Origin of the sequence: Cupriavidus consociatus (genome assembly GCF_017814975.1) — a bacterium.
GTDB lineage: Bacteria > Pseudomonadota > Gammaproteobacteria > Burkholderiales > Burkholderiaceae > Cupriavidus > Cupriavidus consociatus.
This window is the reverse complement of the sequence record NZ_JAGIQA010000019.1, coordinates 38324-56078: the sequence shown is the minus strand read 5'-3', so window position 1 is coordinate 56078 and position 17755 is coordinate 38324. Positions and strand designations below refer to the sequence as shown.

At 67.4% G+C, this 17755-nt stretch carries 21 protein-coding genes and 1 tRNA gene; 17 read left to right on the top strand and 5 right to left on the bottom strand.

The genetic code is table 11. The features are described from left to right. The first annotated feature begins 10 nt into the window (after positions 1-10). From J8I82_RS24100 to J8I82_RS24035, 14 genes are all read left to right on the top strand, one after another. A complete protein-coding gene (locus J8I82_RS24100; RefSeq protein ID WP_209761374.1) occupies positions 11-1276 on the top strand; it encodes an NAD(P)/FAD-dependent oxidoreductase in 1266 nt (421 codons plus the stop codon). A 133-nt stretch (positions 1277-1409) separates the two neighbouring features. Then, complete coding sequence (locus tag J8I82_RS24095; protein ID WP_209761373.1) at positions 1410-2303, top strand: EamA family transporter; 894 nt, start codon at positions 1410-1412, stop codon at positions 2301-2303. 134 nt (positions 2304-2437) lie between these two features. Next, entirely contained in the window at positions 2438-2854 is a 417-nt protein-coding gene (locus J8I82_RS24090; RefSeq protein ID WP_209761372.1) for an ArsR/SmtB family transcription factor, read from the top strand. Between the two features lie 108 nt (positions 2855-2962). Further along, positions 2963-4312 carry a sulfite dehydrogenase gene (gene soxC / locus J8I82_RS24085; RefSeq protein ID WP_209761371.1) on the top strand — a complete coding sequence of 450 codons (1350 nt, stop codon included), beginning with the start codon at positions 2963-2965 and terminating at the stop codon, positions 4310-4312. After that, complete coding sequence (locus J8I82_RS24080; protein ID WP_209761370.1) at positions 4296-5333, top strand: c-type cytochrome; 1038 nt, start codon at positions 4296-4298, stop codon at positions 5331-5333. The genes soxC and J8I82_RS24080 overlap by 17 nt, the downstream gene beginning before the upstream one ends. A 129-nt stretch (positions 5334-5462) precedes the next feature. Further along, positions 5463-5789, top strand: a complete 327-nt coding sequence (locus J8I82_RS24075; RefSeq protein WP_035826540.1) for a c-type cytochrome — start codon at positions 5463-5465, stop codon at positions 5787-5789. A 209-nt stretch (positions 5790-5998) separates the two neighbouring features. Continuing rightward, positions 5999-6454, top strand: coding sequence for a thiosulfate oxidation carrier protein SoxY (soxY, locus tag J8I82_RS24070; RefSeq protein ID WP_063240926.1), 456 nt, complete (start codon positions 5999-6001; stop codon positions 6452-6454). 59 nt (positions 6455-6513) lie between these two features. Next, positions 6514-6825: a thiosulfate oxidation carrier complex protein SoxZ gene (gene soxZ / locus J8I82_RS24065; RefSeq protein ID WP_209761369.1), complete on the top strand. Its 312-nt coding sequence runs from the start codon at positions 6514-6516 to the stop codon at positions 6823-6825. Between the two features lie 106 nt (positions 6826-6931). Beyond that, entirely contained in the window at positions 6932-7387 is a 456-nt protein-coding gene (locus J8I82_RS24060; protein ID WP_209761368.1) for a DsrE family protein, read from the top strand. Between the two features lie 89 nt (positions 7388-7476). Further along, entirely contained in the window at positions 7477-8304 is an 828-nt protein-coding gene (gene soxA / locus J8I82_RS24055) for a sulfur oxidation c-type cytochrome SoxA (protein ID WP_209761367.1), read from the top strand. 19 nt (positions 8305-8323) lie between these two features. Beyond that, positions 8324-8989: a sulfur oxidation c-type cytochrome SoxX gene (soxX, locus tag J8I82_RS24050; RefSeq protein ID WP_209761366.1), complete on the top strand. Its 666-nt coding sequence runs from the start codon at positions 8324-8326 to the stop codon at positions 8987-8989. 5 nt (positions 8990-8994) lie between these two features. Further along, entirely contained in the window at positions 8995-9495 is a 501-nt protein-coding gene (locus J8I82_RS24045; RefSeq protein ID WP_209761365.1) for a TlpA disulfide reductase family protein, read from the top strand. Positions 9496-9552: 57 nt separating this feature from the next. Then, on the top strand, positions 9553-11274 hold the full coding sequence (gene soxB, locus J8I82_RS24040; protein ID WP_209761364.1) for a thiosulfohydrolase SoxB: 1722 nt from the start codon (positions 9553-9555) through the stop codon (positions 11272-11274). Positions 11275-11348: 74 nt separating this feature from the next. Further along, positions 11349-11424, top strand: a tRNA-Ala gene (locus J8I82_RS24035). 84 nt (positions 11425-11508) lie between these two features. Here J8I82_RS24035 and J8I82_RS24030 read toward each other — a convergent pair. Both J8I82_RS24030 and J8I82_RS24025 read right to left on the bottom strand, forming a co-directional pair. Next, complete coding sequence (locus tag J8I82_RS24030) at positions 11509-11883, bottom strand: calcium-binding protein (protein ID WP_209761363.1); 375 nt, start codon at positions 11881-11883, stop codon at positions 11509-11511. Positions 11884-12112: 229 nt separating this feature from the next. Next, the gene (locus J8I82_RS24025; RefSeq protein WP_209761362.1) at positions 12113-12364 is read right to left on the bottom strand and encodes a hypothetical protein; all 252 of its coding nucleotides are present in this window, start codon (positions 12362-12364) and stop codon (positions 12113-12115) included. A 163-nt stretch (positions 12365-12527) separates the two neighbouring features. On the opposite strand from J8I82_RS24025, the gene J8I82_RS24020 reads away from it, so the two are divergent. Beyond that, complete coding sequence (locus J8I82_RS24020; protein WP_209761361.1) at positions 12528-13496, top strand: cation diffusion facilitator family transporter; 969 nt, start codon at positions 12528-12530, stop codon at positions 13494-13496. 376 nt (positions 13497-13872) lie between these two features. Here J8I82_RS24020 and J8I82_RS24015 read toward each other — a convergent pair whose 3' ends face one another. After that, on the bottom strand, positions 13873-14508 hold the full coding sequence (locus J8I82_RS24015) for a DNA-3-methyladenine glycosylase I (RefSeq protein WP_209761360.1): 636 nt from the start codon (positions 14506-14508) through the stop codon (positions 13873-13875). A gap of 139 nt (positions 14509-14647) precedes the next feature. On the opposite strand from J8I82_RS24015, the gene J8I82_RS24010 reads away from it, so the two are divergent. Further along, entirely contained in the window at positions 14648-15004 is a 357-nt protein-coding gene (locus J8I82_RS24010) for a DUF2314 domain-containing protein (RefSeq protein ID WP_209761359.1), read from the top strand. A gap of 22 nt (positions 15005-15026) precedes the next feature. Here J8I82_RS24010 and J8I82_RS24005 read toward each other — a convergent pair whose 3' ends face one another. Beyond that, on the bottom strand, positions 15027-16031 hold the full coding sequence (locus tag J8I82_RS24005; RefSeq protein WP_245180040.1) for a hypothetical protein: 1005 nt from the start codon (positions 16029-16031) through the stop codon (positions 15027-15029). Positions 16032-16188: 157 nt separating this feature from the next. Beyond that, positions 16189-16545: a hypothetical protein gene (locus tag J8I82_RS24000; RefSeq protein WP_284183138.1), complete on the bottom strand. Its 357-nt coding sequence runs from the start codon at positions 16543-16545 to the stop codon at positions 16189-16191. Positions 16546-16828: 283 nt separating this feature from the next. On the opposite strand from J8I82_RS24000, the gene J8I82_RS23995 reads away from it, so the two are divergent. After that, complete coding sequence (locus J8I82_RS23995; protein ID WP_209761358.1) at positions 16829-17713, top strand: DODA-type extradiol aromatic ring-opening family dioxygenase; 885 nt, start codon at positions 16829-16831, stop codon at positions 17711-17713. Positions 17714-17755: the final 42 nt, after the last annotated feature.

Sequence of the window (17755 nt, the reverse complement as noted above, 5' to 3'; positions counted from 1 at the left end):
GGAGAGCGCCATGCAACGACGACATTTCCTGGGCGCCGCCGGCGCCGCGGTGCTGGGCTCGATGGGCATGCGCGCGGCGAGGGCCGCGGCGCCGGCCAGGGTGGTGGTGGTCGGCGGCGGCTACGGCGGCGCCACCGCCGCGCGCTACCTGCGCGAGTGGAGCGGCAACGCCATCGAGGTCACGCTGGTCGAACCCAATCCTGCGTTCATTTCCTGCCCGCTGTCCAACCTGGTGATTGGCGGCAGCCGGCAGTTGTCCGACCTCACGCTGCCATACGACCAGCTGGTGCGCCGCCACGGCGTGAAGCTGGTGCGCGACACGGCCGTCGCCATCGATCCCGGCAAGCGCACGGTGCGGCTGGCGGGCGGCCGCACGTTGCCCTACGACCGTCTGCTGCTGTCCCCCGGCATCGAGCTGATGAGCGATGCGCTGCCCGGCCTGAAGCGGCCCGGCGGCGACCAGGTGCTGCACGCCTGGAAGGCCGGCCCGCAGACCGTGGCGCTGCGCCGCCAGCTGGAGGCGATGCCCGACGGCGGCACCTACGCCATCACCATCCCCACCGCGCCGTACCGCTGCCCGCCCGGCCCATACGAGCGGGTTTGCCAGGTGGCGCACTATTTCAAGCAGCACAAGCCGCGCAGCAAGGTGCTGGTCCTGGACGCCAACCCGGACATCACCTCCAAGGCCGGCCTGTTCCGCAAGGTATGGGCGGGGCAGTATGCCGGCATGGTCGAATACCGGCCGCAGTACAACACCGTCGATGTCGACCCGGCCACGCGCACACTCAAGTTCGAGGTGCAGGACGATGTACGCGCGGACGTGATCAACGTGCTGCCGCCGCAGCGCGCGGGCGCGATCGCGGTGGCAACGGGGCTGGCGACGGCCAACGCCAGGTGGTGCGATGTCGATTTCGTCACCTTCGAATCGCGCGCGGCACCCAATATCCATGTGATCGGCGACGCCATCCAGATTGCGCAGCTGATGCCGAAGTCCGGGCATATGGCCAACCAGCATGGCAAGGTGGCGGCCGCCGCGATCGTGGCGTTGCTGTCGGGCCAGGCTCCGGACCCGCAGCCGCTCTATAACAACACCTGCTACAGCTTCACCTCGGACCGCGAGGCGGTGCATGTGTCGAGCGTGCACCGATACGATGCCGCGCAGAAGACCATGCTGCCCGTGCCGGGCTCGGGTGGGCTGTCGGACGCGCCCAATACGCTGGAGGGGGTGTACGCGCTGTCGTGGGCCAAGGGAATCTGGTCGGAAATGCTGGGATAAGGCACTGGCAATTTGGGGCGCTGCCAGGGCGCCCCATGACAAAACCGCAAGAACCTGCAATGCCGCGCGGGGGGCGGCTGGTAGGCTGGGGGTTTGATCACACCGCCAGTCGCCATCCCGGCCGCCCACCGCCATGCAAGCCAGAGACCGTCTCCTAGCCCTCGCCATCGTCTGCGTCTGGGGCGTCAACTTCGTCGTCATCAAGGTAGGGCTGGCGGGCGTGCCGCCGATGCTGCTCGGCGCGCTGCGTTTCCTGCTGGTGGTCTTCCCCGCCATCTTCTTCGTGCCGCGCCCGCGCGTGCCGTGGCGCCTGCTGCTGGCGTACGGCGTGACCATCAGCCTGGGCCAGTTCGCCTTCCTGTTCTACGCGATGGCGGTCGGCATGCCGGCCGGGCTGGCTTCGCTGGTGCTCCAGTCGCAGGCGTTCTTCACGCTGGCGATCGCCGCGCTGTGGCTGGACGAGCCGGTGCGCTGGCACAACATCGCCGGCATGGCGGTGGCCGCGGCCGGGCTGGCGCTGATCGGCGCGGGTGCCGCCGCCAGCGCCGGCGGCATGAGCGTGGCCGGCTTCGTGCTGACGCTGTGCGCGGCGTTCTGCTGGGCCAGCGGCAATATCGTCAGCAAGAAGATCGGGCCGGTCGACCTGCTGGGCCTGGTGATCTGGGGCGCGCTGGTGCCGATCGTGCCGTTCGCGCTGCTGTCGCTGTGGGTGGAGGGGCCGGCGCGCATCGTGCAAAGCGTCACGCATGTGTCGGCGGCGGGCGTGTTCGCCGTGGCGTACCTGGCCTTTGCCGCCACCGTGTTCGGCTACACCATGTGGGGCCGGTTGCTGACGCGCTATCCCGCCAGCCAGGTGGCGCCGCTGACGCTGCTGGTACCTGTGGTGGGGCTGGTGTCGGCACATGTGCTGCTGGGCGAAGACCTGTCGCCGGCGCAATGGACTGGAGCGGCCGTGGTCATGGCGGGGCTGCTGCTCAATGTATTCGGCCAGCGCCTGTGGGCGGGCAGGGCGCTGCTGCGCCGATAGGCCAACTTCAACACGAGGTCACCACGAGGCCATCGCGACGCACCACCGGGCGCCACCGCTGGCAAACCATGATTGGTACCGCGCAGGCGTGCCGGGCACAATCATGCTGTTCTGCATCATTGGGTAAACACTATATGCGCATTCACGCATATACGAATATATTGGACGGCATGGAAGAGCTGGATCGCGTATTCGAGAAGGTGTCGGGCTACTTCAGCCTGCTGGCGGAGCCAACGCGGCTGAAGATCCTGCACGCCTTGTGCGATGGCGAGAAGCCGGTCACCACGGTGGTCGAGACGGTGGGTTCGTCGCAGACCAACGTGTCGCGGCATCTCAACGCGATGTACCGCTCGGGCGTGCTGTCGCGCCGCAAGGAAGCCAACCTGGTCTTCTACGCGATTGCTGACGAAAGCGTGATCGAGCTGTGCCGCACCGTGTGCGTGCAGGTGGCCAGCCGGCTGGAGGACAACGCCTTGCCCTCCGGCGCGGTCGACCGCTTCATGGCGCAGCCCGAGGCAGCGCCCGCGCGCAGGCGCCGGGCGGCAGGCTGAACGCGATCCGGCTCTTCCGGCCCATCGATCGCTGTCGCGCGAGGCGCGCGGCGGCACGAATAACAGGCGGCGCGGCCCCACGGACGCAAGCTGCCGGAGGAGACGGCATTGCAGGAACGGAACCGGCCCGGGCGCATCGTGCCCGCGCCCGAGCACTTCGTCAGCGCATCGCTGCAGCAGGACATCGGCCGGCACGGCCTGGACGCGCCGCGGCGGAACTTCCTGCGCAAGAGCTTCCTGGGCGCCGCGGCAGGCCTCGCCGCCGCCACCGCCGGCCGGCACGCGCTGGCGGCGGACGGCGATCCCGCCATCCTCGAGCCCCAGCCCTGGGCCACTTCGCTCGGCCAGCCGGTCGCGGCCCGGCCCTATGGCCAGCCCTCGGTCCATGAGAAAAACCTGATCCGGCGCGAGTCGCCGGGCCTGACGCGCGTGGCGGCGGCGTCGGTCGCGTTCGCGCCGCTGCAGGGTTTCTTCGGCATCATCACCCCCAACGGCCTGCATTTCGAGCGCCACCACCAGGGCTGGCACGATATCGACCCGGCCCGCCACCGCCTGATGATCAACGGCCTGGTGCGCGCGCCGCGCGTCTACACCATGGACGACCTGATGCGCCTGCCGGCGGTGTCGCGCATGCATTTCATCGAATGCGGGGCCAACACCGGCATGGAGTGGGGCAACGTCGCCGTGCCGACGGTGCAATACACGCACGGCATGCTGTCGTGCTGCGAGTTCACCGGCGTGCCGCTGCGCGTGCTGCTGGACGACGCCAAAGCCGACCTGCGCCGCGGCCGCTACCTGCTGGCCGAGGGCGGCGACGGCTCGTCGATGACCCGCACCATCCCGATGGAACTGGCCGACGAGATCATCGTCGCCTGGGCCATGAACGGCGAGATGCTGCGCCCCGAGAACGGCTACCCGCTGCGCCTGGTCGTGCCGGGCGTGCAGGGGGTGTCGTGGGTCAAGTGGCTGCGCCGGCTGGAACTGGGCGACCAGCCGTGGAACGCCAAGGACGAAACCATCCACTACGTGGACATGATGCCGGACGGCAAACTGCGCCAGTACACCTCGATCCAGGAGTGCAAGTCGGTAATCACCACGCCGTCGGGCGGCCAGCAACTGGTGGGCAAGGGGTTCTACAACATCAGCGGGCTGGCATGGTCGGGGCGCGGGCGCATTACGCGGGTCGATGTCTCGGCCGACGGCGGCCGCAACTGGCGCACCGCGCGGCTGGAATCGCCGGTGCTGTCCAAGTGCCTGACGCGCTTCAACCTGGACTGGGTCTGGGACGGTGGTCCCGCGATCCTGCAGAGCCGCGCCATCGACGATACCGGCTACGTGCAGCCGAAGATGGCGCAGTTGCGCGCCGTGCGCGGCACGCGCTCGATCTATCACAACAACGCGATCCAGAGCTGGCAGGTGGCAGCGGGCGGGGAGGTGTCCAATGTCCATGTGGGCTGAACGCTGCGCCGCCATGCTGGCGCTGGCCGCCGCCTGCGTGGCGCCATGCTCGGCCGCCGGCACGGCCGACGCCCGTGCGGCAATTGGCCGCACCGCCACCCCGGCCGAAGTGGCCGCCTGGGATATCGACGTGCGCCCGGATTTCAAGGGCCTGCCCAAAGGCAGCGGCACCGTGGCGCAAGGGCAGAAGGTCTGGGATGGCAAGTGCGCGTCCTGCCACGGCGATTTCGGCGAGTCCAACGAGGTCTTCACGCCGCTCGTAGGCGGCACCACGGCCGAGGACAGCAGGCGCGGCCGCGTCGCCGCCATGACCGGCAACCAGCCGTATCGCACCACGCTGATGAAGGTCAGCACGGTCAGCACGCTGTGGGACTACATCCACCGCGCCATGCCGTGGAATGCGCCCAAGAGCCTGTCCGTCGGCGAGGTCTATGCCGTCACCGCCTACATGCTGCACCTGGGCGAGATCGTGCCGGCCGACTTCACGCTGTCGGACGCCAATATCGCCAGCGTGCAGGCGCACATGCCCAACCGCGACGGCATGACCACAAACCATGGCCTGTGGCCCGGCCGCGGCCGCCCGGACACGCGCAATACCGCCTGCATGAAGGACTGCTCCGGGCAGGTTTCGATTACCTCGGCGATGCCTGACCATGCCCGCGGCGCGCACGGCGACCTGGCGCAGCAGCAGCGCGCCTTTGGCCCGGTACGTGGCGTGGCAGCAAGCGCGGCGATGCCTGCGGGTGCTGCATCCGGCGCTTCAGTGCCCGCGCCGGCCGGCGCCAGGCTGGCCAGCCAGTACCAGTGCGTGGCCTGCCACGCGATGGACAGGAAGCTGGTCGGCCCGTCGTTCGCGGACATCGCCGGCAAGTACAAGGGCCAGGACGCGCACGGCGCGCTGGCCAGGAAGGTCAAGGCAGGCGGACAGGGCGCCTGGGGCAGCGTACCGATGCCGCCGCAGCCGCAGATCCCCGATTCGGACGTCCATGCCATGGTGGGGTGGATTCTTGAGGCAAAATAGCGGGCTGGCCGTCGCAGTGCCCCCGAGGCGGCGGCCGGTGTATGCCGCGAAGCAGCTTGCCGCACGTGTCGGGCGTGCCGAGCGGCCTTTGCCGTCCCCACGGCTTTACAGAGCTTGGAGAGCTTAACAATGAAGCAGTTTGTCATCGCAGCGCTGATGCTGGGCGCCGCCGCATCGGCTCACGCGGTCGATGCCGCCAAGGCACAGGAGATCGCCAACAAGAACGCCTGCATGGGTTGCCACCAGGTCGACAAGAAGCTGGTCGGTCCTTCCTACAAGGAAGTCGCCACCAAGTACAAGGGCGACAAGAACGCCCTGGCGACCCTGAGCAAGAAGGTCAAGAGCGGTGGTTCGGGCGTCTGGGGCCCGGTGCCGATGCCGGCCAACGCCGCCATCAGCGACGCCGACCTGAAGACCGTGGTCGAGTGGGTGCTCGCAGGCGCGCCCGCCAAGTAAAGCCTGACCGCCCGAAGGGGCAGTCCACCGATGCAACGGGCCGGACGGCGCAAGCCGACCCGACCTGGACAGATCCAGCGGCCGGCAATGCACCGGCCGCGAGCAGGACACACGCAGTACGCAGGGCACAAGCTGGACAGACACACCAACGAGTACCGCCAAAGCGGTCACGCAAACCGATTGGGACGGAGTAGCCGGAGAGCAAAGACATGAATTCCAAACGACGAGAAGTGCTGCGGGTCACCGCTGTCCTGTCGCTGATGGCCGCCACCGGCCTGATCAGCGAAGCGCAGGCGGCCGAGTGGAACAAGACCGCCTTTGACGGCAAGAGCGTTGCCGACGTGATCAAGGCGCTCGGCGGCAGCGGCACCGAAAAAAGCACCGCCATCACCTTCAACGCCCCCGACATCGCCGAGAACGGCGCCGTGGTGCCGGTGGCCGTGACCAGCACCATCCCGGATACCGAGCAGATCGCGATCCTGGTGGAAAAAAACCCCAATACCCTGGCCGCCGACTTCATCATCCCGGCCGGCACCGAACCGTTCGTCTCCACGCGCGTGAAGATGGGCCAGACCTCGGTGGTGCACGCCGCGGTCAAGGCCGGCGGCAAGTGGTACGTGGCATCGAAGGAAATCAAGGTCACGCTGGGCGGCTGCGGCGGCTGACGCCGGCACGCCCTCACCCCCGTTACCGAGATTTCCGCTAACTGCAACCGGAGAAACACATGGCAGACCCGATGCGCGTACGCGCCACCGAGAACGGCGGCGTGGTTGATGTAAAAATCCTGATGAAGCACGACATGGAGACGGGCCAGCGCAAGGATGCGTCCGGCAAGGTCATCCCGGCCTGGCATATCCAGACCGTGACCGCCCAGTGCAAGGGCAAGGAAGTGTTCCGCGCCCAGTTCGGCCCGGCGGTGTCCAAGGACCCGTTCCTGAACTTCAAGTTCAAGGGCGGCGCCAAGGGCGACAAGGTCGCCGTGACCTGGGTCGATAACAAGGGCGACAAGCGCACCGACGAAGCGACCATCGCCTGAGGCCGCGCGATCCCGGCCGTTGCCCGACATGTTGCCGGCACGCCGCGCCGTCCTCTGCTAAGGTTCGGGGCGAAATGCCGGGACGGACCCGGGCGGAAGGAGCATTATGCGGCGAGCATTTATTCGAGCATCGGCGGCCCTGGCAGCCATCGGCCTGGCGGCCAAGGCCTCGGCCCAGTCGGCGCCGGCGGGTGCAGGCAAGGGCGGGCGCGTGAAGGTGGTGTACCAGCTGTCCGAAGGCATCGACCAGGCGGTGCGCGCGATGGGCAACCTGCGCAACCACCTGAATGGCGCCCCCGGCACCAAGATCGTGGTGGTCGCTTTCGGCTATGGTATCGATTTCCTGGTCGAAGGCGCCAAGGATGCGCGCGGCAACAGCTTCGACAGCCCGGTGGGCGCGCTGGCCGCCGAGGGTGTGGAGTTCCGCGTTTGCCGCAATACGCTGACCGCGCGCAGGATTACCGAATCGCAGCTGTTGATGGAAGCAAAAGTGGTACAGGCCGGCGTGGTTGAGATCGCCCGCCTGCAGGCCGAGGAAGGCTACGCCTATATCAAGCCCTGAGCCGGGCTGGCGCAGCCTGACGGCAAGACAAGAGAAGAAGCGAGAAAAAGCGGCCCGTCCCGCAAGGCGCGGCCGCGAGGAGAAGCCCCATGAAACCGATCCGAAGCCTGGCCCGGCGCGCCGCGCTGGCCCTGGCCGCCACCGCCGCGGCCGCAGGCGCTGCCGCCGTGCATGCGCAGGGCAGCACCGCCGACGAAATCGCCAAGTACCGCCAGATGCTGGCCGAAGGCAATCCCGCCGAACTGTGGGAAGCCGCCGGCGAAGAGCTGTGGAAAAAGCCGGCCGGCCCCAAAAACGTCTCGCTCGAGCAATGCGACCTGGGCAAGGGCCCGGGCGTGACCAAGGGCGCCTACGCCGAGCTGCCGCGCTACTTCAAGGACGCCAACAAGGTGATGGACCTGGAGCAGCGTCTGGCCTGGTGCCGCGTGACGCTGCAGGGCCTCACGAAAGAAGAGGCGACCAGGAACCCGTTCTCGGCCTCGGGCAAGCCGTCCGATATCGAACGCCTGGTTGCCTACCTGACCGGCGAATCGCGCGGCGTGAAGGTGAACGTGCAGCTCAACCATCCGGAAGAGAAGCGCACCTACGCCCTCGGCCAGAAGATGTTCTTCTACCGCGGCGGCGCCTATGACTTTGCCTGCGCCACCTGCCACGCGGTCGACGGCCAGCGCATCCGCCTGCAGGACCTGCCCAACCTGCTGACCGACAAGGGCGCCCAGGCTGCCTACACCACCTGGCCGGCGTACCGCGTGTCGCAGGGCGAAGTCCGCTCGATGCAGCACCGCTTGTACGACTGCCTGCGCCAGCAACGCTTTCCCGAACCCGCCTATGGCTCGGACGTGATCACCGCGCTGACCATGTTCCTGGCCAAGAACGCCAACGGCGGCACCTACGACGGCCCGGCGATGAAGCGCTGACCAGTACGGGAGAGACAACATGCAACGACACACCAAGGCACTGGCGCTCGCGGCGCTGGCCACCCTGCTGGCAACCGGCGCGCACGCACAGGACAACGCCAAGGCAGCCCGCCCCGCCAAGGGCAAGCCTGCCGCTGTCAGCAACGCCGACATGAAGCACCTGATCGAGGACTCGTTTTCGTCAAGGGGTCCGGCCACCGTGGAAGGGGTGCTGAACCAGGACACCATGCAGCAGGCCTGCAGCCAGTACCCGGACCGCAGCAAGGTGCCGGACAAGCTGGCGAAGAAGATCGAGGCCGCCGAGCTCAAGCAGGTGAAATATCCCGCCGACAGCAACTGGCTCGGCGACTGGAAGGAAGGCGAGAAGGTCGCGCAGAACGGCCGCGGCATGCAGTTCACCGACCAGGTCGGCGGCACCAACGGCGGCAACTGCTACGCCTGCCACCAGATGACCAAGGCCGAGATCTCGTTCGGCAATATCGGCCCGTCGCTGTACCAGTACGGCAAGCTGCGCGGCAACTCGCAGGAAGTCATCAAGTACACCTGGGGCAAGATCTGGGATTCGAACGCCTATTCGGCCTGCTCCAACATGCCGCGGTTCGGCCACAAGGGCATCCTGACCGAGGCCCAGATCCGCGACGTGATGGCGCTGCTGCTCGACCCGGCCTCGCCGGTCAACCAGTAAGCCCCATGCGTGCGGGCGCGCGTGCCGTCCTGCTGCGCTGGCTGCTGGCCGCGGGCCTGGCCTGCGCAGCCGGCGGCGGCGCCGCGCTGGAAGTGGGCGACACCGTGCGCCTGCCCGACGTGCAGACGCTCGACGGCCGCACGCTGCGCGCCGCCGCCCTGGCCGGCAAGCCGCTGGTGGTCGAATACTGGGCCTCGTGGTGCCCGTTCTGCGCGATGCAGAACCCGCGCCTGCAGAAGCTGTACGAGCGCACGCGCGGCACGCCGCTGCAGGTGCTGGCCATCAGCATCGACAAGGATCCGCGCGAAGCCGCCGATTACATGAAGAAGCGCGGCTACACCTTCCCGGCGACGATGGATTCCGCTGCGCTGCAGGCGGTGTTCGGCAAGCGCAAGGGCCTGCCCGAGCTGTACGTGATCGACGCGCGCGGGCGCGTGGTGCAGAAGGAAGTGGGCGAGATGCTCGAAGACGACGTGGCCGCGCTGGAGCGTTACGCAAAGCCATAGCGATGCGATGCCGGACGCCACGCGCCCACCGGCACGCACTTATCCACAGGACGAGACATGAACCGACGCGAGTTCCTGCAGGTGCTGGCCATCGCCGGCGCCGGCGGCATGACTTTCCCCCACCAGGACGCGCACGCCGCGCAGGTCGCCGAGTCGATGTATGACCTGCCGCGCTTCGGCAACGTCCACCTGCTGCATTTCACCGACTGCCACGCGCAGCTGCGGCCGGTGCATTTCCGCGAACCCAGCGTCAACCTCGGCATCGGCGACTACGCCGGCAAGCCGCCGCACCTGGTCGGCGAGACGCTGCTGCGCCACTATGGTATCCGCGCCGGCACGCCGCAGGCGCATGCCTTCACCTACCTCGATTTCAACGAGGCCGCGCGCCGCTACGGCAAGGTCGGCGGGTTTGCGCACCTCGCCACGCTGGTCAAGCGGCTCAAGGCAGGCAGGCCGGGCGCGCTGCTGCTCGACGGCGGCGATACCTGGCAGGGCTCGGCCACGGCGCTCTGGACCAAGGGGCAGGACATGGTCGATGCGGCGCTGGCGCTCGGCGTCGACGTGATGACGCCGCACTGGGAAATGACGCTCGGCGCGGACCGCGTCAAGGAAATCGTCGACAAGGACTTCAAGGGCAAGGTCGCCTTCCTGGCGCAGAACATCAAGACCAACGATTTCGGCGACCCGGTGTTCGATCCGTACGTGATCCGCGAGATCAATGGCGTGCCGGTGGCCATCATCGGCCAGGCCTTCCCGTACACGCCGATTGCCAATCCGCGCTATTTCGTGCCGGACTGGACCTTCGGCATCCAGGAAGAAAACCTGCAGCAGGTCATCGATGCGGCGCGCGGCAAGGGTGCGCAGGCGGTGGTGCTGCTGTCGCACAACGGCATGGACGTCGACCTGAAGCTGGCCTCGCGCGTGCGCGGGCTCGATGCCATCCTCGGCGGCCACACCCATGACGGCGTGCCCGCGCCGGTGGCAGTGAAGAACGCTGGCGGCACCACGCTGGTGACCAATGCCGGCTCCAACGGCAAGTTCCTCGGCGTGCTGGACTTCGACATGAAAGGCGGCAAGGTCGCCGATTTCCGCTACCGGCTGCTGCCGGTGTTCGCCAATTACCTGCCGGCCGACCCGGCCATGGACGCGCTCATCAGGAAGGTTCGGGCACCGTACGAACAGAAGCTCGCCGAAGTCCTTGCCCTCAACCGCGGCATGCTGTACCGCCGCGGCAATTTCAACGGCACCTTCGACCAGCTGATCCTGGACGGCCTGATGCAGGTGCAGGGCGCGCAGATCGCGTTCTCGCCGGGTTTCCGCTGGGGCACCACGCTGCTGCCGGGGCAGGCCATCACCATGGAACACCTGATGGACCAGACTGCCATCACCTACCCGTACACGACCGTGACGGCAATGACCGGCGAGACCATCAAGACCATCCTCGAAGACGTGGCAGACAACCTGTTCAATCCCGACCCGTACTACCAGCAGGGCGGCGACATGGTGCGCGTCGGCGGCCTGCAGTACACCATCGATCCCACCGCCGGCATGGGCAAGCGCATCACCGACATGCACCTCGCGGGCAAGCCGCTGGAGGCTGGCAAGACCTACAAGGTGGCGGGCTGGGCGCCGGTGGCAGAAGAAGCGCGGGAAGCTGGCGGGGCACCGGTCTGGGACGTGATGGCGCAGTGGCTGCGCAGCACCAAGGAGGTCACGGCGCGGCCGCTGAACGAGCCCAGAGTGCGTGGGATGAACGGCAACCCAGGCATCGCCGCCTGATGTTGTGCGGTGTCCTCATGCCAGCCGGGGAGGATTGAAGGCCGCTGCCGAAGTAGGCTACAATCGTCCGCGACGGGCCGATAGCTCAGCTGGGAGAGCGCTGCGTTCGCAATGCAGAGGTCGGGAGTTCGATCCTCCTTCGGTCCACCAGGATTTTCTAAAAAACGCACGGCATCTCATGCCGTGCGTTTTCGTTTCTGGGGTCCTCCCTCAAGGAAGCCGGGTCGGCTGGCTTCAGTTCAGCGAACTGGGATCCTGGGCCGTCTTGCGCTGTTTGGCCTTGGCGACAGCGTAAGAGCCCACCTGCTTCTGCGTGACATAGCCGGTCTTCTTGCGGTCGATCTTGTCGAAGTTCTTCGCCACCTCGGGCATGCCGGCTTCGGCTTCCTGGCGGGTCAGCTTGCCGTCGCTGTCGGTATCGGCAGACTTGAATTTTTCTGCGAACGCCGCCTTCATCTCCTGGGCAGTCATCGGCTTCTGTGGTTGTGCCGGTTGTGCCGGTTGTGCCGGTTGCACCGGCTGTGCCTGCGGCTGTTGCTGGGCGGCGGCCTGCCCGGCGACGAAGATGGCAGCCAACAGGGCGCCGGTCACCAGTACGCGTTTCGTCATCAAAGTCTCCTCGCTTGTGTCTTGGAATAGCCGGCCCGCGTTGATGGCCTGGCTTCTGGCCCCGGGGCGGCAAAGGGCACTCTAGCAGCGCGGACTGGCCGGCAGAATTCAATCTTTTCTGAAGCCGATTGAATCGTTTGATGATGATGCGCCGCACGGCTGGACGCAATCGGGGCGCCTCCAGGTCAATCGTGCCGGGCTGAAGCCGGCGCCCGCAGCGCCCGCCGTCCTACGCCACCCGCGTCGGGCGCCGGGCCTTCATTGCCGAAGGCCGTACCTGTTGCAGCACGCGCAGCGATTGCAGCGCGTCTTCCACGGCCTCGATGCCGTCGCGCAGCCGCGCGGTGGCGTAGCCGAGCCGGCTTTGCGCATCGGCATCGGGAGTGGACAGTTGTTCCAGTGCGTCGACTTCCGCCTGCATCTGGCCGACCAGGCGGCGCAGTTGTGACGTGCTGTGCGAGGCAAGTGACCGAATCGCCATCGTTGGGGCCCTCCTTGCATTGACCGGCATGCCGGTCAATGACTACGGTAAGGGCGGCGCAAGAACTTCGCCAGCGCTGTTACGAAATCGCCACGATCCAGGCAACGCATGCACGTCGGGCAATGCGATGGGGCGCCGGCGTATCCTGGGCTATAGTCGCGCGATGGAATCGGAATCCGAAAAACGCTTTGGCTTCGGCCCCGGCCTGCCGGACGACGCCACCGCGGCAACCGCGGGCGAAGCCGACGCGCGCCACCGCGCCGGCCGGCGCAGCACGCTGGTCAGCGTGGCGGTCAATATCGGGCTGACCACGGCGCAGGGCGTCGCGGGCGTGGTCGCCGGCTCGCAGGCGCTGCTGGCCGACGCGGCACACTCGCTGTCCGACCTGCTCTCCGACTTCGTGGTGCTGCTGGCCGCATGGCAAAGCCGCAAGGATCCCGACGCGGACCACCAGTACGGGCACCTGCGCTTTGAAACCGCTGCGTCGCTGGCGCTGGGCGGACTGCTGCTGGCGGTCGGCGCCGGCATGCTGTGGGCCGCGGTGGGCAAGCTGCAGCACCCGGGTGGCGCCCAGCCGGTTCAGGCGCTGGCGCTGTGGGTGGCGCTGGCCACGCTGGTTTCCAAGGAACTGCTGTTCCGCTACTTGCTGGCGGCGGCGCGGCGCGTGCGTTCCGGCATGCTGGTCGCCAATGCCTGGCATGCGCGTTCCGACGCGGCCTCGTCGCTGGTGGTGGCGCTGGGCATCGGCGGCAACCTGCTCGGTTACCACATGCTGGACCCGGTGGCCGCGATCGTGGTCGGGCTGATGGTGGCGCGCATGGGCCTGCGCTTTGGCTGGGATGCGCTCAATGACCTGATGGACCGCGCCGCGGACGAGGAAACCGTCGCGGCGATCGAGGCGACCCTGCTCGGCACGCCGGGCGTGCAGGGCCTGCATGACCTGCGCACGCGCAAGATGGGCGACCAGGTGCTGGTCGATGTGCACCTGGAGATCGATGGCTCCCTGACCGTGGCGCAGGGCCATGCGATCGCCGTCGAGGCACGGCGCCGCGCGCTCGAGCACCATCACGTGCTCAACGTGATGACGCATGTCGACCCCGTATACGTGGCCAGGATGACCGCCGCCGGCTAGGCGGCTGTGGACATCTGCGCCCGCGCCTGGGGATAACTCGCCGGACAAGCTGTGCCCCGCCTGGGGGCGCGCTGTGGGACGTATACGAATAACCGCCATGCCGTTGCCGCTCATGTATACGCAGGGGCCGGGCTGTTCACGTATACGGCTGTGCTGGCACCGCAGTTATCTTTCTCGCAAGTCCTTGAGGCGAAAGAGGAAAGGTGACTTATCCACGGCGCGGCGGCTGGTTTACCTACTACTACTATGTTTACATACGTAAACAATGTAAGAACCAACATCAAGACCGTTGCACTGATCGCAGCGCTCAGGCGCTGAACAAGGCGCCGATCGCAAGCGGGTCGCCGGGGTGGGCGTATACCGCGGGCGACGACCGTTAACGCGGCACCTTGAATGCCTTGCGCGCCCGTATCACCTCGGCCCGCGTCGCGCAGCCCTCCTGATGGTCGTTGACCAGGCCCATTGCCTGCATCAGCGCGTACATGGTGGTCGGTCCGACAAAGCGCCAGCCGCGCTTCTTCAGGTCCCTGGACAGCGCCGTGGATTCTGGCGAGATCGCCATGGTGCGCAGCACCTCGGGCGTCAGCACCTCGGGCCGGCTGGCCAGATCGGGCTCGAAGCGCCAGAAATAGGCGGCCAGCGACGATTCGGTTTCGAGCAACTCGCGCGCCCGCTGGGCATTGTTGATGGCGGCCTCGATCTTGCCACGGTGGCGCACGATGCCGGCATCGCCGAGCAGGCGCTGGATATCGCGCTCGCCGAAGCGCGCCACCTTGTCGATGTCAAAGTTGGCAAAGGCCTTGCGGAAGGCCTCGCGCTTGCGCAGGATGGTCAGCCAGCTCAGGCCCGACTGGAAGCCCTCCAGGCACAGCTTCTCGAACAGGCGGCGGTCATCCGCGACCGGGAAGCCCCACTCGTGGTCGTGATAATGGCAATAGTCTTCCAGCGTGCCGCACCATCCGCAGCGCACCGGCGCCGCCGGGGCTGCCTGCGCTTCCTTGTTGCTTGTCATGCGTAACCTTTCTCCCGTTTTCGATGGATCCGGTGCGGCGGCCGCTCAAGTGGTCGTTCAAGTAGTCGCTCAAGCGGCTCGCGGCGCGCCGCATTTGCTGCGATCATGCCCGCACCCGAGACATTGCGGAAGGCTGAAAATGGACATGCGATTGACGACCCTGGATGAAGACGGCTGGGAGCTGGATGACGGCGAGCCCATCGCCGCCGCCCATCCCGACACTTTCTGGATTCCCCCCCGCGAAGAACGCGACGCGCTGGTCCCCGGCCAGCAGGTCAAGCTGATCTTCCGCATCCTGGTTGCCGACGAAGACGGCAGCGAGGAGGTCCACGTCGAGCGGATGTGGGTGATCGTGAACGGGCGCGAGGGCGGCCTCTATACCGGCGAACTGGACAACCAGCCGTATTGCACCGATGAGATGGCGCCCGGCATGCCGCTGTGCTTCGAGGCGCGGCATGTGATCCATATCTACAGGGAAGGGGACGAGGAGAACTGAGCGGCCCGCACCGCAGCGGGCGTCAGAAGCTCGCCGCGAGTCCCAGCGATACCCCCGACACATTGTTGCCGAACACATAGCGCACCACTGCCCGTATCCGCGTGACGAACACCTCGTGCGCACTGGTATCCAGCTCCAGCCCGGTGCCGAGCGTGGTCAGGTAGTTGAAGCCGAGAATGCCGGCCTGGCTGCCGAAATAGTGCGAATGCGACAGCTCCAGCACATAGCGCACCGGCCGGTCGAGCGCGCGCAGGCCCGTGGGTGCCCGCCAGCGTGCCCACAGGTTGGCGGTCTGCGCCGTCGCCGAACCGGTCACCGCGCTGGAGGAGCCGCCGAAGCTCTGCAAATGGATGCTGGTGTAGCGCAGTTCGACGTCGACTTCGTAGTTCTCGCGGTAGTGCTCCCAGTCCAGCATCAGCGAGCCGCCCAGGCCGTACGCGTTCAGGCTGCCGCCATCGAGGAATTCGATCTGCCGGTCGGTGGTCTGCTCCACCGCGAACTTGCCGATCGACAGGTCGCTCGAGACGTTGCCCAGCGAAAAATTGAAGATCGGCCGGATCACCAGTTCCTTGTTGGCGGTGATGGGGAAATCCCAGCCGATGCCGATGGTGCCGGAGAAGGTGTTCCACCGGGTCGGGATGGAGCGCGATTCGGTGCCGTTGCTGGCAACAAAGGTGGGATCGTAGCGGCTGTAGGCGATCGCGCCTTCCAGATAGAGCGGGAACGACTTGCTGATGGTGAAGCCGCCGCCGAGTTGCGACATGACGACGCCGGGATCGTCGGTGGTGGCATTGTTGATCGACAGCGAGCTGGAAGTCAGGTCGGGCACCACGGAATATGCCATCAGCGACAGCACCGCGTTGGCGTGCCGCTGCACGTTGGCACCCACCAGTTGCAGCCCGTTGCCGGCGGCCTGGCCGTGCGCTGTCCCCGCGGCCAGCAAGCCGAGCGCAGCCGCTGCGGCGCGCCAGCGGCCAGCGCGGCGCCGGCTGGCGCGAAGTCGGTCAGTCGGCAGGCGTACGGACATGGGTGTTCCCCTTGCACACGGCTCACGCGGCGCCGTGAGGCGGCAGCCATCCGACGCATTCTAGCCATGTGGGCAAGCGTGCGAACGGAGCGCAAAAGTTTTCAGATCGGTTTGCCGAGGCTTTGAATCGCGCGGAAGCGGCGGCAAGGCTCCAGTATCAGGCTGCCGGATGGCGGCTTGGTGTCCGCTGCGCGCCCGCATCGCCAACATCGCTGATATCGACCGTGCCGCATTTTTCAGCCCCTGCGGATCCGGCAGCCGGCGCAGGCCTGTGACGGCCCAGCCACAGCATCAGCGCGCTGCCGGCCCAGCCGGCAACAAACACCGTATCGCCCGCCTGGTTCAGCCATTCGCCGGCATCCGGCTGGCCGGCGAGCAACCACAGCCACTGCGCCGGCAGCCTGGCCGCGATCCACAGCGCGACCGCCGGCGCGCTGCCATAGACACCCGGCTGCCACCAGTGGGCGGGAAGGGGGAAGCGCCGCCCGGGGCGGCGCAGCGGGTTTGGTACCACGAACTCTCCGGCTATCCGGCACACGGGGCGTGCTGGCGGTGTCATGCATTGGCCCAGGGGCTTGCCGGGTAAGGCACTTGCCCCTCGGCTGCATCATAGGGCGCGGTGCCCGCCAAGGTCCCGGCATGGCTGCGACGATGTGTGGCCCAGCCCACGCGGCGCATGCCGGTTCAGTTTTTTTGCACGAAAGATGCGCAAAAGCGGGGCGTTCCGGGGACTGATCTTTGCCAAACTCAATGGCAAGCACACCAATCCAATGAGCAGATCAATGAGACACGACGCCATGCTTCCCGCACTGTTTATCTCGCACGGTTCGCCCATGCTCGCTATCGACCCCGGTCCCACCGGCGTGGCCTTCGACGCACTTGGCGAGCGCCTGCGCACGCAGCCGCCACGCGCGGTGCTGGTGGTATCGGCGCACTGGATCTACAGCACGCTGGCGGTGAGCAGCCGCGAACGCCAGGAAGCCTGGCACGATTTCGGCGGCTTCCCGCGCGAGCTGTACGCGCTGCGCTACGACGCCCCGGGCTCGCCGGCGTTGGCCGCGCGCGTCAAGGCGCTGGTCGAGGCCGCCGCCATTCCCGGCGCCGGGTTTGTCGGCGAGGACGACGAACGGCCGCTCGACCACGGCGCCTGGATGCCGATGCGCCATTTCTTTCCGGAAGCCGACGTGCCGGTGGTGCAACTGGCGCTGAATCCTTACCTGTCGCCCGCCATCCAGGTCGAGATCGGCCGCGCCCTGGCGCCGCTGCGCGAGGAAGGTGTGCTGGTGCTGGCTTCGGGCAGCTTCACGCACAACCTGCAGGAAGTGTTCGGCAGCGGCAGCCGCCGCGACCAGCATGGGCCACGGGCCGAGCCGTACGTCGAGGCCTTCCGCGGCTGGATGCGCGACGCGCTGGACGAGGCACTGGCCACCGGCGATATTGGTCGCATTGCCGACTACCGAGCCCAGGCCCCTTACGCCCGCCGCGCGCACCCGACCGACGAGCACCTGCTGCCGTTCTACGTGGCGCTGGGCGCAGCGCTGGGGCCACGGAGCGCGGGTGTGGGTACGCCGCCGGCCAGCGTTGTCCGGGTGGCAGATGAGGTCACCTACGGCGTACTGGCGATGGACAGCTTCGTGTTCGAGGGGACAGGCGCCGGCACGCCGCTGCGCGCGGCCGCCTGAGCTGGCTTCAGCCGCACCTCAGCCGCACCTCAGCCGCACCTC

What these genes read in the sequence shown, in the direction of transcription:
- J8I82_RS24025 (WP_209761362.1), bottom strand. Translation starts at nt 12,364, where the DNA reads ATGGCGATTCGGTCACTTGCCTCGCACAGCACGTCACAACTGCGCCGC.
- soxZ (WP_209761369.1), top strand. Translation starts at nt 6,514, where the DNA reads ATGGCAGACCCGATGCGCGTACGCGCCACCGAGAACGGCGGCGTGGTT.
- J8I82_RS24045 (WP_209761365.1), top strand. Translation starts at nt 8,995, where the DNA reads ATGCGTGCGGGCGCGCGTGCCGTCCTGCTGCGCTGGCTGCTGGCCGCG.
- J8I82_RS24005 (WP_245180040.1), bottom strand. Translation starts at nt 16,031, where the DNA reads ATGTCCGTACGCCTGCCGACTGACCGACTTCGCGCCAGCCGGCGCCGC.
- J8I82_RS24075 (WP_035826540.1), top strand. Translation starts at nt 5,463, where the DNA reads ATGAAGCAGTTTGTCATCGCAGCGCTGATGCTGGGCGCCGCCGCATCG.
- soxA (WP_209761367.1), top strand. Translation starts at nt 7,477, where the DNA reads ATGAAACCGATCCGAAGCCTGGCCCGGCGCGCCGCGCTGGCCCTGGCC.
- J8I82_RS24080 (WP_209761370.1), top strand. Translation starts at nt 4,296, where the DNA reads ATGTCCATGTGGGCTGAACGCTGCGCCGCCATGCTGGCGCTGGCCGCC.
- J8I82_RS24090 (WP_209761372.1), top strand. Translation starts at nt 2,438, where the DNA reads ATGCGCATTCACGCATATACGAATATATTGGACGGCATGGAAGAGCTG.
- J8I82_RS24095 (WP_209761373.1), top strand. Translation starts at nt 1,410, where the DNA reads ATGCAAGCCAGAGACCGTCTCCTAGCCCTCGCCATCGTCTGCGTCTGG.
- soxY (WP_063240926.1), top strand. Translation starts at nt 5,999, where the DNA reads ATGAATTCCAAACGACGAGAAGTGCTGCGGGTCACCGCTGTCCTGTCG.
- soxX (WP_209761366.1), top strand. Translation starts at nt 8,324, where the DNA reads ATGCAACGACACACCAAGGCACTGGCGCTCGCGGCGCTGGCCACCCTG.
- soxB (WP_209761364.1), top strand. Translation starts at nt 9,553, where the DNA reads ATGAACCGACGCGAGTTCCTGCAGGTGCTGGCCATCGCCGGCGCCGGC.
- J8I82_RS24015 (WP_209761360.1), bottom strand. Translation starts at nt 14,508, where the DNA reads ATGACAAGCAACAAGGAAGCGCAGGCAGCCCCGGCGGCGCCGGTGCGC.
- J8I82_RS24100 (WP_209761374.1), top strand. Translation starts at nt 11, where the DNA reads ATGCAACGACGACATTTCCTGGGCGCCGCCGGCGCCGCGGTGCTGGGC.
- J8I82_RS23995 (WP_209761358.1), top strand. Translation starts at nt 16,829, where the DNA reads ATGCTTCCCGCACTGTTTATCTCGCACGGTTCGCCCATGCTCGCTATC.
- J8I82_RS24010 (WP_209761359.1), top strand. Translation starts at nt 14,648, where the DNA reads ATGGACATGCGATTGACGACCCTGGATGAAGACGGCTGGGAGCTGGAT.
- J8I82_RS24020 (WP_209761361.1), top strand. Translation starts at nt 12,528, where the DNA reads ATGGAATCGGAATCCGAAAAACGCTTTGGCTTCGGCCCCGGCCTGCCG.
- J8I82_RS24060 (WP_209761368.1), top strand. Translation starts at nt 6,932, where the DNA reads ATGCGGCGAGCATTTATTCGAGCATCGGCGGCCCTGGCAGCCATCGGC.
- J8I82_RS24030 (WP_209761363.1), bottom strand. Translation starts at nt 11,883, where the DNA reads ATGACGAAACGCGTACTGGTGACCGGCGCCCTGTTGGCTGCCATCTTC.